An 11,301-nucleotide genomic window follows, 5' to 3' on the forward strand; every position below is an offset into this window, starting at 1 on the left:
CGTCAGGCACACTGGGGATCATGGGGGGCCTTTCGGGACGCACGCGCCGCGCCACCGCGATGGCGTCGCTGGCACTGCTGCTGACGCCCGCGTGCACCGTGAGCGTCGACGGCGACAAGGACCCGGGCAAGACACCCCACGCAACGGCGCCCACGGATGCGAAGGGCGTCGAGGTGTGGGACCTGCGCACCCCGCCGTCGGCATCGGACGTCGGGATGCGCGCCGACGAGGACCACGTCACGTACGAGACCCGCAAGCCGCGACGAGTCCGCTTCCTGCTGCCAGAGGGCAAGGAGCTGGAGACCAGGATCTACCTCCTGATCTTCGAGCGCATCATGCACAAGGACCCCGCGGATCCCACCCGTCCCACCGGCATCGACTTCGACACGAAGCCCATGCCGCTGGACACGGCCTACTCCGTGATGCGCGACGGTCTCACGTCGTTCGGCCTCGACGCGTCGCCCGTCGATGACTGGCGCACGAAGATCGAGCGGCGGCCCTCAACCGGCCCCTCGGCCGACCTGACCATCGAGGGTGGCGGCAACACCGTGGTGGGCTACCTCGACATCGGCGTCGGGGGCATCTTCCAGCCCTTGGACGGCGACGACTCGGTGACGATCCAGTACCACGTCAACCTGTACGGGCACTGACCCCGAGCGCGGCCTGGAGCATCGACTGCGCCGACCATCGCATGAGCGTGACCGCGTCCTCGCGGGACATCCCGCCGATGTCGGTCAGCCAGACGAGGGCCTCGATGCCGGTCGCGCTCCGGATCGCCAGCACCAACCGGTGCAGCTCGTCCTCCGACAGCTGGTCGCGCAGAGGCTCGAGCGCCTCGGTGATCCAGCCGATCGCCCTGCCCTGCCGCAACGGTTGGCTGCCTCGGTCAGCAGGATCCTCCTCGAGCGACAGCCGCAGCATCGTCCGCTGCTGCGCCTCGGTGTCGAGCACCACGGACGTGAACCGGCGCATCACCGCGTCGAGTCGCTCGGCTGGGTCTGTCAGCGCTTCGTCGTCCAGCATCGACTCCGCCCCGGTCTCGGGATGCGCAGCAGCGAGGAGACTCCTCTGGTTGCGGAAGTAGCGGTACGCCGTGGTGCGCGAGATCGCCGCCGCGTCGGCGGCCTCGGCGACGCTTGGCGCGAGCCCGCGGGCCACCATCTCGCGCGCGGCGGCCACCAAGGCGCTCCGCGTACGACTCTTCTGCTCGACGCGGCCACCGGCCTCGTAGGGTGTTGACATACCCGACATGGTACTGCAGTCTCGTTATGGTACTCGTGTCCCACGACACGAACCAAGGAGAAACTCCCATGAGCGCAACCACCACACCCACATCCGTCGTCAGGGCGGCGGGCGAGGGCGAGCGCCGCTGGTTCGCCGGCGGCGGCGTCGTCACCTGGAAAGTCCGGGCCGCGGAGTCCAACGGCGCCTTCTTGATGTTCGAGGACCGTATGGAGCAGGGCAAGGTCACCCCGCTGCACATCCACCCGGACACCGACGAGACGTTCTTCGTCCTCGAGGGCGAGATCCTGATGCACCTCGACGGCACCGAGACGCGCGTCTCCGAGGGCGGCATGATGCTCGCCACCCGCGGGCTCCCCCACGCCTTCATGGTCACCTCAACGCTCGCCCGCCTGCTGTGCGTGCAGACGCCGGGCAACATCGAGTCGTTCTTCTGGGACGCCAGCGACGCAATTGCGGACGACATCGACTCCGGCGAGGTCGACTTCGACCGCATCGCCGCCTCGGCACAGCGCAGCGGTGGGATGACGATCCTCGGACCGCCGCCGTTCGCGCACTGACCGCTCTTCAGCGGTGCAGGGTCGTCAGTCGTCGGCGCCGGGCACCTTGAAGTCCGAGCCTTGCAGCTCCTCGACGTTGACGTCCTTGAACGTCAGCACCTTGACGTTCTTGGCGAACCGCGCGGGGCGGTAGATGTCCCACACCCACGCGTCGTTCATCGAGACCTCGAAGTAGGCATCGCCGGTCTCCGAGCGCACCTTCACGTCGACCTGGTTGCACAGGTAGAAGCGCCGGTCGGTCTCGACGACGTACTTGAAGATCGTGACGACGTCGCGGTACTCCCGATAGAGCGCGAGCTCCATCTCGGACTCGTACCGCTCGAGATCCTCAGAGCTCATGCCGTGCCTTCCATTGCTGCTCGTACGTTGACGTAGCGCCGGCGGTGCTCGGCGCACGGGCCGTGCTGCTGCAGCGCCGCCTGGTGCTGCGGGGTGCTGTAGCCCTTGTGCGTGGCGAAGTCGTACGCCGGATAGTCCTCGTGCATCTGCACCATCATGCGGTCACGGGTGACCTTGGCGATGACCGACGCGGCGGCGATGGACGCGGCGACCCGGTCACCCTTCCACATCGCCAGGCCCGGGGCGCCGAGACCGTCGACCGGGAAGCCGTCCGTGAGGACGTATCCGGGGCGTACGGCCAACCGGGCCAGAGCCCGGCGCAGTGCGGCGATGTTGGCGACGTGGAGCCCCATGCGGTCGCACTCGGCGGCCGGGATGACCACGACCGACACGTCGACGGCCCGCGCCATGATCAGGTCGAAGCAGGCCTCGCGGCGCGCCTCGGTGAGCAGCTTGGAGTCGGCGAGGCCCTTGATGGGCCGCTCGAGGATGACGGCGGCAGCCACCAGAGGGCCGGCACACGCACCGCGGCCCGCCTCGTCGACACCCGCGACGGGGTGCAGACCTTGGCGGGCCAGCGCGCGCTCGAAACCGTAGATGCCGGCATCACGCCGGATCGTGGATCCCTTGGCCAGACGTGTCACGCAGTGAGCCTAACCCGCGACCTCAGCGGCGCGGCAGGCAACTCACCGGCGATCAGATCTCGCGCTTTTCCTTGATCTTGGCGGCCTTGCCGCGCAGGTTGCGGAGGTAGTAGAGCTTGGCCCGGCGGACGTCGCCGCGGGTCGCGACCTCGATCTTCTCGATGACCGGGGTATGCAGCGGGAACGTACGCTCCACGCCGACGCCGAAGCTGACCTTGCGGACCGTGAACGTACGGCCGATGCCCGAGCCCTGCACCTTGATGCAGACACCCTTGAACACCTGGACGCGCGAACGGCTGCCCTCGATGACCTTGACGTGCACGTCGAGCGTGTCGCCGGCGCGGAAGTCAGGAAGGTCGGTGCGCAGCGATGCGCTGGCGACCTGGTCGACGATGTTGGTCATGGTCTACTCCTCGCTGGTGCCACAGGTCACCCACGGATTGCTGTACGAATGAAAGTTTGTTGCGGCGGTGAACACGATTCCCCTGAGGCAGAACCGTCGGCGCCAAGGGTCAATGTTGCCACATGCGGACCCCCCGGAGGAAATCGGCCGGCGGGCTCAGTCCAGCAGGTCGGGCCGACGCTGACGCGTACGCTCGAGCGCCTGCTCGCGTCGCCAGCCGGCGATCGCGGCGTGGTTGCCCGAGAGCAGCACGTCGGGCACGTCGAGGCCGCGCCAGCTCGCCGGCTTGGTGTAGACGGGATACTCCAGCAGACCGTCGTCGCCGTGCGACTCCTCGACGAGCGACGCCGGATTGCCCATGAACCCCGGGATGAGCCGCACGATCGCCTCGATCATCGCCAGCGCCGCGACTTCTCCGCCGTTGAGCACGAAGTCGCCGAGCGAGACCTCCTCGACCCGCCACCGGCTGGCGGCGTGGTCGATGACCCGCTGGTCGATTCCTTCGTAGCGCCCGCACGCGAACACCAGATGCTCCTGGCTGCTGAGCTGCTCGGCCATGCGCTGCGTGAACGGCGTGCCCGACGGCGTCGGCACGACGATCACGGCGGCATCGGTGGCCAGCGCGTCGAGGGCCTCGCCCCACGGCTCGGCCTTCATGACCATGCCGGCTCCCCCGCCGTAGGGCGTGTCGTCGACGCTGCGGTGCTTGTCGGTCGTGAAGTCGCGCAGGTCGTGCGTGGTCACCTGCAACAGGCCGGCGACCTGCGCCTTGCCAGCGAGCGACAGCTGCAGGGCGTCGAGGTAGGCCGGGAAGATGGAGACGACGTCGATCTGCACGTCAGTCGCCCGTCAGGTCCGAGGCGGCGTTCTCGGCCTCGGCGGGGTCGAGCAGCCCGGCGACCTGGTTGATCGTCACGAAACCACCCGTGACGTCGACGACCGGCACGATCTCGGTGACGAACGGGATGAACACCTCGCGGCCGTCGATGTCGATGGCCAGCGTGTCCTGGTAGGGGCCGTGCACGATGCCGGTCACGGTGCCGACGACCTCGTCGCCCGTGCGCGCCTCGAGCCCGACCAGCTGGTGGTCGTAGAACTCGTCGGGGTCGTCGGGCAGGTCGAGCGGGTCGACCTCCGCCTCGATGATGCGGCCGTGCAGGGCCTCGGCCGCCGTGCGGTCGGGGATCTCCTCGAACGAGACGACCAGACGGCCGCTGTGGTGCCGGGCGCGCGCGATCGTGAGCGTACGGTCGCCGCAAACGACCGACGAGCCCGGGGCGAAACGCCGTTCGGGCTCGTCGGTTCGGATGTCGACGTTCAGCTCACCGCGGATGCCGTGCGCCCGGCCGATGCGGCCGATGACAACCTGCATGGCTGTCAGCTGCGGCGGTCGACGTCCACGAAGTCGATGCGCGCGCCGCCACGTCCGGCGATCGCGCCCGCGACCTTGCGGATGGCGGTGGCCGTGCGGCCTTGACGACCGATGACCTTGCCGAGGTCGTCCGGGTTGACCCGGACCTCGAACAGCTCGCCGTTGCGCGTCTGCTTGGCGCGCACGTCGACATCGTCAGGACTGTCGACGATGCCGGCGACGAGGTGCTCGATGACCTCGATCATGGGGGCAGCCACGATCAGGCCTTGGCCTCGTCAGAAGGCGCAGCGTCGGCGGGTGCCTCGTCAGCCTTGGGCTCTTCAGCCTTGGCCTCATCGGCAGGTGCCTCGTCAGCCTTGGGCTCTTCAGCCTTGGGCTCCTCAGCCTTGGCCTCTTCGGCGGGCGCCTCGTCAGCCTTGGGCTCCTCAGCCTTGGCGGCAGCCTTCTTGGCAGCGGCGGCCTTCTTGGTCGTCGCGTCGGCCTTGGGCTCGTTGTGGAGGTCCTTGAGCGCTTCCTGGAAGATGTCTTCCTTGCTGCGCTTCTCCTCGGCGAACTTCATGGTGTTCTTGCCACCGATGTCGCCGGTGATCTTGAGCAGCGCGGCGACGGCCTCGGTCGGCTGGGCGCCGACGCCGAGCCAGTACTGGGCGCGCTCGCCGTCGACCTTGATGATCGACGGGTCGGCCTTGGGGTTGTAGGTGCCGATCTCCTCGATGACGCGTCCGTCACGCTTGGTGCGCGAGTCGGCGACGACGATGCGGTAGAACGGCGTACGAATCTTGCCCATACGCTTCAGGCGAATCTTGACTGCCACGAGTGTGGTGTCTCCTCAGATGTGTGTATGTGGTGACCTGCCGGTGCCGCGTGGGGACACGGCCGACGAAATCGGTGAGCCGGGCGGCACGAAGATGAGAGGGTCTCCACGCGTACCGGACGCAAGGGGTCATTCTGCCAGAACACCGGCCGTGCCTCCAATTCGGCCGCGCCCCCTCAGGCGCGTGCAGGTCAGAACTCGCCGTGCCTGCCCTCGCCACCGGCGAAGCGCGCCGCTCCGCCCGCACCTTCCAGCTGCACGATGGGTACGCCGTTCGCACCCTCCGAACGCAGCGCGGCATCGAGCGGGAGGTCCCACTGGCGGTAGGCAGAGGCCCGGTCCGCCTTCATGCACTCGGCCGGGAACGCGGCGATCTGCTCGGCGAGGTCGTGGGCGACGGTGAGCGAGTCCCCCACCGGCACGACCCGGTTGGCCAGCCCCATCTGCAGCGCCTCGTGCGCGCCGACCGGCCGGCCCGTGAGGATCATGTCGAGCGCGCGGCCCTGGCCGACGATGCGCGGCAGGCGCACGGTGCCGCCGTCGATCAAGGGGACGCCCCATCGGCGGCAGAATACGCCGAAGATCGCGTCCTCCTCGACGACGCGCAGGTCGGCCAGCAGCGCCAGCTCCAGGCCGCCGGCGACGGCGTGCCCGGACACCGCCGCGATGACCGGTTTGGTCAGCTCCATGCGGCTCGGTCCCATCGGGCCGGAGCCCAGGCCTTCAGGGTCCAGCTCGTTGCGGCGCTCGGGGTCCTCGACCGCCGAGAGGTCGGCGCCGGAACAGAACGTCCCACCGGCACCAGTCAGCACCGCGACCGCGAGGGACTCGTCCTCCTCGAACTGCTGGAACGCCTCGCGGAGCTCGGCGGCCATCGGACCGTCCACGGCGTTGCGCACCTCGGGGCGGTCCATCGTGATGGTGCAGATGTTCTCGTCGATGTCATACCGAACGTGATCCATGGACTCATTCTTGCGGACGGCCGCAGGGCGTTCGGAACCTGTTGACTTTCCTGGTAGGAAACCGTAGCCTCACTTTCCTACTGGGAAAGTCGAAGGAGTGACGGACATGGACGACATCAGCGCCGAGGACGCTCGACAGGCACTGCGTGCGGTCGACGAGGAGCGCAGGCACGTGATCGCCGAGATCGACCTACCGCGCTGGTACTGGTGGGGCCTCGCGGCCGCATGGGTGCTGCTGGGCATGGCAGCCGACCTCGGGAACGTCTGGTTGACCTCCGGCTCGACTCTGGTCTTCGGCGCCGCACATGCCGCAGTGGCGCAGCACGTCTTCTCGGGGCGGCACAAGTCGAGCCGGCTGAGCGTTCGGGCCAGCGTCGCCGGCCGACACATCCCGGCGATCCTCTTCGGCTGCCTGCTCCTCCTGACACTCGCGACCATCGCCGTCGGATTCGCGGTCGATGCTGACGGCGCCGAGCACGCGTCGACGATCGCCGCGGGGTTCGCGGCGACCGCCATTCTCTGCGGCGGGCCCACGCTGATGGCCGCGATCCGTCGCCGGGTCGCGCGGAACGCTGCATGACCGCTGCACCGCGGTTCGACGAGCTGATCCACCCGAGCACCCGGCTGTCGATCGTCGCGCTGCTGGCTTCGGCTGACTGGATCGACTTCGCGTTCGTCCGCGATCGTCTGGGGCTGTCCGACTCTGCCCTCTCGAAGCAGTTCGCGACGCTCGAGGGTGCGGGCTACCTCAGCATCGAACGGCCCGTCGAGGACCGGCGCCGACGGGTGCGCGTACGCCTCACTCCTGCGGGTCGCACGGCGTTCGAGGGGCATGTTGCGGCACTTCGTGCGGTCATCGACGTCGAGACGCCCTAGTCGCGCGGCGCCCAGCCCGGCGGACCGAAGACGTACCCGAGCCGGTCGCGCCAGCGCGGTGACTGCCTGACGTCGTGCCAGATCTTGACGTACTCGCCGTACTGCAGGGTCCAGACGTTGTAGGTGCCTACAGGGTAGGTCAGCCCGTACGTCGGGCGGTGCAGCTCGGCCTGGAACGACCTGAACAGGCGGTCCCAGACGATGAGGATGCCGCCGTAGTTGCGGTCGAGGTAGATCGGGTCCGAGCCGTGGTGCACGCGGTGGTGCGACGGCGTGTTGAACACGGCTTCCCACCAGCGCGGGAGGCGGTCGATCCGCTCGGTGTGCAGGTGGAACTGCCAGATCAGGTTGATCGAGAACGTGAAGTAGATCATCCACGGCGGTACTCCCAACAGCGGCAGCGGCAGCCAGATGAGCACCTCGAACCACTGGTTCCACTTCTGTCGCAGTGCCGTCGAGAAGTTGAAGTAGACACTCGAGTGGTGGGCCTGGTGGCCGGCCCAGCCGAGGCGTACGCGGTGCGAGAAGCGGTGGTAGGTGTACCAGAGCAGGTCTACGCCGAGCAGCACGCCGACCCACGTCCACGGGTTGCTGGCCGGCAGGTGCCAAGGGGCCAGGTGCACGTAGATGACGGTGTAGAGCAGGAACGCCGCGGTGCGGAAGATCGCCGAGAACGCGATCGAGCCGACGAACATCGTCAGGCTCGTCCGGGTGTCCTCCTTGAGGTAGCCCATCCCCCGGCGTTCGGCGTCCCGCTCCGCGGCCGCCCGATCCTCGCGGTCCTCGCGACCCACGGCGGCCATCTCGATGACCATGAACAGCAGGAAGAACGGCACGGCGGCGCCCGCCGGGTCGTTCAGGTTGTGCGAAAACGCCTCCCACATCCGGCCATGGTCGCACGAAGGGCATTCCCCGGACACGCGTTTCGATCCGCGATAGCCTGTCGCGACATCGGCGTGCCTGAGGAGCTTTCCATGACCGAGCAGGACCCGCCCGGACCGCCACCGCCAGCGGCTGGGCAGCCGCTGGCGCCCGCGTTCCCCGCCTACCCTGCCTACGGCCCCCAGGACCCGTGGCGCAGGATGCCGCCGCCCTCCAGGACCAAAGCCGGGTGGGCCCTGGGGCTTGCGTGCTTCCCCGGGCTCATCACGTGGATCATCTCGCTGATCCTGGCCATCCAGGTCATCAGCGACTCGAAGCACCGTCCCGGAAACGGCAAGGGCATGGCGATCGCCGCGCTCATCATCATGCCGGTCTGGATCGGCGCGATCATCCTGCTCGTCGTGGTCGGCTCGCTGAACGACGCTGACCGCGACACCGCCGGCGCCGTGACCCACGGTGGCGAGGTCGCCAGCACCGACGTGCGCCTGGGTGACTGCACGGCGGACAACCTGGGCGAGAAGACCTATTTCACGGTGGACGTCACGCGTTGCTCGTCGCTGCACTTCTTCGAGGCGTACGCCGAGTTCGACCTGGATGCCGGCGACTTCCCCGGACTCGCGGAGGTCGGCCGGCTCGCCGACACAGGCTGTGCCGCGCGGTTCGAGTCCTTCGTCGGCAAGCCGTACGCCCGATCGAAGCTCGAGGTCCTGTTCCTGCATCCGGTGGAGTCGTCGTGGAGCCGTGATCGCACCGTGACGTGCCTCGTGTCCACCGGGTCACGCAGCACCGGGACGCTTGAAGGGTCGAAGCGCTGACGGTCGTATGCTCGCGACATGTCTGACGTGACGATCCTGCACAACTCGGCCTGCTCGACCTCCCGCCACGCCCTCGACGAGGCATCGGTCGCCGGCATCGACCTCGACGTCGTGCAGTACCTCAAGAAGCCGCTCGACCGCGCAGCCCTGATCGACCTCATGGGCAAGCTCGAGGACCCGCCGGCAGATCTCGTGCGCAAGGATCCGTTCTTCAGGGCGCAGGGCCTGGACGCCGACGACTACACGACTCCCGAGGCCGTTGCCGACCTGCTGGTCGAGCACCCGCGTCTGATGCAGCGGCCCGTGCTCGTGCGCCGAGACCGCGCGATCATCGGACGGCCGAAGGATCGCGTCGCAGCCTTCCTGGCCGGCTGAGGTCCCTCATTCGGCGGCGCCGATCGCCGGTCCTCCCACCGGGGCGGCGAACTGGGCCGAGTAGAGCCGCTCGTAGGCTCCCCCGGCGGCACGCAGCGAGTCGTGGTTGCCCTGCTCGACGATGTGGCCGTCCTCCATCACCACGATGTGGTCGGCGTCGCGGATCGTCGACAGTCGGTGGGCGATGACGAACGACGTGCGACCGGAGCGCAGCTGCTCCATGGCACCCTGCACCAGCGACTCGGTGCGGGTGTCGACCGAGCTCGTGGCCTCGTCGAGCACCAGGATCGCGGGATCGGCGAGGAAGGCGCGGGCGATCGTCAGCAGCTGCCGCTGGCCGGCACTGACGTTGGTGCCCTCGTCCTCGATCACGGTGTCGTAGCCGTCAGGCAGTGTGCGGACGAAGTGGTCGACGTACGCCGCCTCGGCCGCCGCGATGATCTGCTCCTCCGACGCGCGATGGGCACCGTAGGCAATGTTGTCGCGGATCGTGCCCTTGAACAGCCAGGTGTCCTGCAGGACGACGCCGAAGTTCTCGCGCAGCGGACCGCGGTCCATGCGCGCGATGTCGACGCCGTCGAGCGTGATGCGCCCACCCTGGATGTCGTAGAAGCGCAGCACGAGGTTGGTCAGCGTCGTCTTGCCGGCGCCGGTCGGACCGACGATCGCGACGGTCTGGCCGGGCTCGGCGACGAGGTCGAGGTGCTCGATCAGCGGTTCGTCGGGCCTGTAGGAGAAGGACACGTCATCGAAGACGACTCGACCGCGCACGGGATCGGGGAACGGCGCGTCGGCCTCGTCGGGCCGCTCCTCCGGCTCGTCGAGCAGGGCGAACACCCGCTCCGCCGAGGCCACGCCCGACTGCAGCAGGTTGATCATCGACGCGACCTGCGTCAGCGGCTGCGTGAACTGCCGGGAGTACTGGATGAATGCCTGCACGTCGCCGATGCTCAGCGTGCCCGACGCGACCCGCAGACCGCCGATCACGGCGACGAGCACGTAGTTGATGTTGGACACGAACATCATGACGGGCTGGATGACACCCGAGATGAACTGCGCCTTGAACGACGAGGCGAAGACCGCCTCGTTGCGGGTGTCGAACTCCTCGCGCGCCTCCTGCTGACGCCCGAACACCTTGACGACCTCGTGGCCCGTGAAGACCTCCTCGATGTGGCCGTTGAGGCGGCCTGTGCTCGCCCACTGCTTCATGAACTCCGGCTGCGACCGCTTCGTGACGGCCTTGGTGATCGCGAACGCCAGCGGCAGGGTCAGCAGCGCGACGACCGACAGCAGCGGAGAGATGACGAGCATCATGACGAGCGTGCCGATGACCATGAGGACCGAGGTCAGCAGCTGGCTCATGGTCTGCTGGAACGACTGACCGATGTTGTCGATGTCGTTGGTCGTGCGCGACAGCACCTCGCCGCGATCCGTGCGGTCGAAGTAGGACAGCGGGAGCCGGTTGATCTTGGCCTCGACGTCGTCGCGCAGGCCGGCGACGGTCTTCTGGACGACCGTCGTGGTGAGCACACCTTGGAACCACTGCAGCAGCGACGCCAGCACGTAGAGGACCAGCACCCCGGTCAGCACCCAGCCGAGGCTGTGGAAGTCGATGCCGGCGCCGGGCTGGAGGTCGACGGAGGACACCAGGGAGGCGAGCTTGTCATTGCCGGCGTTGCGCAGCTGAGCGACGACCTCGGCCTTGGTCTGGCCCTCGGCGAACTGGCCGTTGAGGAAGCCGGTGAACACGATGTCGGTCGCGTGGCCCAGCACCTTGGGACCGATGACGGCCATCGACGTCGCGATGACGCCGAAGCCGACGACACCCCACACCATGGCGCGCTGGCGCAGCAACCGGTCGATCAGGCGGCGCAGCGAGCCCTTGAAGTCCTTGGCCCTCGCCGGCGGCATACCCATGCCGGCAAGCGCCGGCCCGCGCCCGCTCATGCCGCCACCTGCAAGAAGAGGGCAAGGATCGCAGGCGACGGCCTGAGCACCATTTCGGTTCGCTCGCTGC

General features: G+C 68.3%; 16 protein-coding genes and 1 pseudogene. 6 read left to right on the forward strand and 11 right to left on the reverse strand.

From position 1 onward, the window contains the following. Positions 1-20: 20 nt before the first annotated feature. A complete protein-coding gene (locus tag ASC61_RS19135; RefSeq protein ID WP_157439568.1) occupies positions 21-650 on the forward strand; it encodes a hypothetical protein in 630 nt (209 codons plus the stop codon). On the opposite strand, the gene ASC61_RS19140 is transcribed toward ASC61_RS19135, so the two are convergent. After that, entirely contained in the window at positions 631-1,242 is a 612-nt protein-coding gene (locus tag ASC61_RS19140; protein ID WP_056215019.1) for a TetR family transcriptional regulator, read from the reverse strand. The genes ASC61_RS19135 and ASC61_RS19140 overlap by 20 nt on opposite strands. Positions 1,243-1,310: 68 nt before the next feature. Between ASC61_RS19140 and ASC61_RS19145 the strand changes: the two genes are divergently transcribed. Beyond that, positions 1,311-1,802: a cupin domain-containing protein gene (locus ASC61_RS19145; protein WP_056215021.1), complete on the forward strand. Its 492-nt coding sequence runs from the start codon at positions 1,311-1,313 to the stop codon at positions 1,800-1,802. A 24-nt stretch (positions 1,803-1,826) separates the two neighbouring features. Here the strand turns inward: ASC61_RS19145 and ASC61_RS19150 are convergent, their stop codons facing one another. The 8 genes and pseudogenes from ASC61_RS19150 to ASC61_RS19185 form a co-directional block, all read right to left on the reverse strand. Further along, complete coding sequence (locus tag ASC61_RS19150; RefSeq protein WP_056215024.1) at positions 1,827-2,141, reverse strand: DUF2469 domain-containing protein; 315 nt, start codon at positions 2,139-2,141, stop codon at positions 1,827-1,829. Then, the gene (locus ASC61_RS19155) at positions 2,138-2,785 is read right to left on the reverse strand and encodes a ribonuclease HII (protein WP_056215027.1); all 648 of its coding nucleotides are present in this window, start codon (positions 2,783-2,785) and stop codon (positions 2,138-2,140) included. Before ASC61_RS19155 ends, ASC61_RS19150 begins: the two co-directional genes overlap by 4 nt. Before the next feature lie 52 nt (positions 2,786-2,837). Continuing rightward, positions 2,838-3,188 (reverse strand): 50S ribosomal protein L19, encoded by a 351-nt coding sequence (gene rplS / locus ASC61_RS19160; RefSeq protein WP_056215029.1) that lies wholly within the window; start codon positions 3,186-3,188, stop codon positions 2,838-2,840. A 156-nt stretch (positions 3,189-3,344) separates the two neighbouring features. Next, positions 3,345-4,025 (reverse strand): tRNA (guanosine(37)-N1)-methyltransferase TrmD, encoded by a 681-nt coding sequence (gene trmD, locus ASC61_RS19165; protein WP_056215032.1) that lies wholly within the window; start codon positions 4,023-4,025, stop codon positions 3,345-3,347. A 1-nt stretch (position 4,026) separates the two neighbouring features. Beyond that, a complete protein-coding gene (gene rimM / locus ASC61_RS19170) occupies positions 4,027-4,560 on the reverse strand; it encodes a ribosome maturation factor RimM (RefSeq protein WP_056215034.1) in 534 nt (177 codons plus the stop codon). A 5-nt stretch (positions 4,561-4,565) separates the two neighbouring features. After that, on the reverse strand, positions 4,566-4,805 hold the full coding sequence (locus ASC61_RS19175; RefSeq protein ID WP_056215037.1) for an RNA-binding protein: 240 nt from the start codon (positions 4,803-4,805) through the stop codon (positions 4,566-4,568). A gap of 137 nt (positions 4,806-4,942) precedes the next feature. Then, a pseudogene (gene rpsP / locus ASC61_RS19180) lies at positions 4,943-5,374 on the reverse strand (30S ribosomal protein S16); the annotation flags it as partial. 191 nt (positions 5,375-5,565) lie between these two features. Then, positions 5,566-6,336, reverse strand: a complete 771-nt coding sequence (locus ASC61_RS19185) for a crotonase/enoyl-CoA hydratase family protein (protein ID WP_056215043.1) — start codon at positions 6,334-6,336, stop codon at positions 5,566-5,568. Positions 6,337-6,442: 106 nt separating this feature from the next. Between ASC61_RS19185 and ASC61_RS19190 the strand changes: the two genes are divergently transcribed. Together ASC61_RS19190 and ASC61_RS19195 are read left to right on the forward strand one after the other, a co-directional pair. After that, positions 6,443-6,916 (forward strand): hypothetical protein, encoded by a 474-nt coding sequence (locus ASC61_RS19190; RefSeq protein WP_056215046.1) that lies wholly within the window; start codon positions 6,443-6,445, stop codon positions 6,914-6,916. Beyond that, positions 6,913-7,212, forward strand: a complete 300-nt coding sequence (locus ASC61_RS19195; protein ID WP_056215048.1) for a transcriptional regulator — start codon at positions 6,913-6,915, stop codon at positions 7,210-7,212. Before ASC61_RS19190 ends, ASC61_RS19195 begins: the two co-directional genes overlap by 4 nt. Here ASC61_RS19195 and ASC61_RS19200 read toward each other — a convergent pair. Further along, positions 7,209-8,096 (reverse strand): sterol desaturase family protein, encoded by an 888-nt coding sequence (locus ASC61_RS19200; protein ID WP_056215050.1) that lies wholly within the window; start codon positions 8,094-8,096, stop codon positions 7,209-7,211. The genes ASC61_RS19195 and ASC61_RS19200 overlap by 4 nt on opposite strands. A gap of 90 nt (positions 8,097-8,186) precedes the next feature. Here ASC61_RS19200 and ASC61_RS19205 point away from each other — a divergent pair, with 90 nt between their 5' ends. Both ASC61_RS19205 and ASC61_RS19210 read left to right on the forward strand, forming a co-directional pair. After that, positions 8,187-8,909: a septum formation family protein gene (locus tag ASC61_RS19205; RefSeq protein ID WP_162243689.1), complete on the forward strand. Its 723-nt coding sequence runs from the start codon at positions 8,187-8,189 to the stop codon at positions 8,907-8,909. Positions 8,910-8,927: 18 nt separating this feature from the next. Next, positions 8,928-9,284: an ArsC/Spx/MgsR family protein gene (locus tag ASC61_RS19210; protein ID WP_056215056.1), complete on the forward strand. Its 357-nt coding sequence runs from the start codon at positions 8,928-8,930 to the stop codon at positions 9,282-9,284. A 6-nt stretch (positions 9,285-9,290) separates the two neighbouring features. Here ASC61_RS19210 and ASC61_RS19215 read toward each other — a convergent pair whose 3' ends face one another. Next, positions 9,291-11,231 carry an ABC transporter ATP-binding protein gene (locus ASC61_RS19215; protein ID WP_056215058.1) on the reverse strand — a complete coding sequence of 647 codons (1,941 nt, stop codon included), beginning with the start codon at positions 11,229-11,231 and terminating at the stop codon, positions 9,291-9,293. Between the last annotated feature and the right edge of the window lie 70 nt (positions 11,232-11,301).

Source organism: Aeromicrobium sp. Root344 (assembly GCF_001425755.1).
Lineage (GTDB): Bacteria > Actinomycetota > Actinomycetes > Propionibacteriales > Nocardioidaceae > Aeromicrobium.

Coding starts and splice junctions, on each gene's coding strand:
- ASC61_RS19135 (WP_157439568.1), top strand. CDS start 21: ATGGGGGGCCTTTCGGGACGCACGCGCCGCGCCACCGCGATGGCGTCG.
- ASC61_RS19140 (WP_056215019.1), bottom strand. CDS start 1,242: ATGTCAACACCCTACGAGGCCGGTGGCCGCGTCGAGCAGAAGAGTCGT.
- ASC61_RS19145 (WP_056215021.1), top strand. CDS start 1,311: ATGAGCGCAACCACCACACCCACATCCGTCGTCAGGGCGGCGGGCGAG.
- ASC61_RS19150 (WP_056215024.1), bottom strand. CDS start 2,141: ATGAGCTCTGAGGATCTCGAGCGGTACGAGTCCGAGATGGAGCTCGCG.
- rplS (WP_056215029.1), bottom strand. CDS start 3,188: ATGACCAACATCGTCGACCAGGTCGCCAGCGCATCGCTGCGCACCGAC.
- rimM (WP_056215034.1), bottom strand. CDS start 4,560: ATGCAGGTTGTCATCGGCCGCATCGGCCGGGCGCACGGCATCCGCGGT.
- ASC61_RS19175 (WP_056215037.1), bottom strand. CDS start 4,805: ATGATCGAGGTCATCGAGCACCTCGTCGCCGGCATCGTCGACAGTCCT.
- ASC61_RS19185 (WP_056215043.1), bottom strand. CDS start 6,336: ATGGATCACGTTCGGTATGACATCGACGAGAACATCTGCACCATCACG.
- ASC61_RS19190 (WP_056215046.1), top strand. CDS start 6,443: ATGGACGACATCAGCGCCGAGGACGCTCGACAGGCACTGCGTGCGGTC.
- ASC61_RS19195 (WP_056215048.1), top strand. CDS start 6,913: ATGACCGCTGCACCGCGGTTCGACGAGCTGATCCACCCGAGCACCCGG.
- ASC61_RS19200 (WP_056215050.1), bottom strand. CDS start 8,096: ATGTGGGAGGCGTTTTCGCACAACCTGAACGACCCGGCGGGCGCCGCC.
- ASC61_RS19205 (WP_162243689.1), top strand. CDS start 8,187: ATGACCGAGCAGGACCCGCCCGGACCGCCACCGCCAGCGGCTGGGCAG.
- ASC61_RS19210 (WP_056215056.1), top strand. CDS start 8,928: ATGTCTGACGTGACGATCCTGCACAACTCGGCCTGCTCGACCTCCCGC.
- ASC61_RS19215 (WP_056215058.1), bottom strand. CDS start 11,231: ATGAGCGGGCGCGGGCCGGCGCTTGCCGGCATGGGTATGCCGCCGGCG.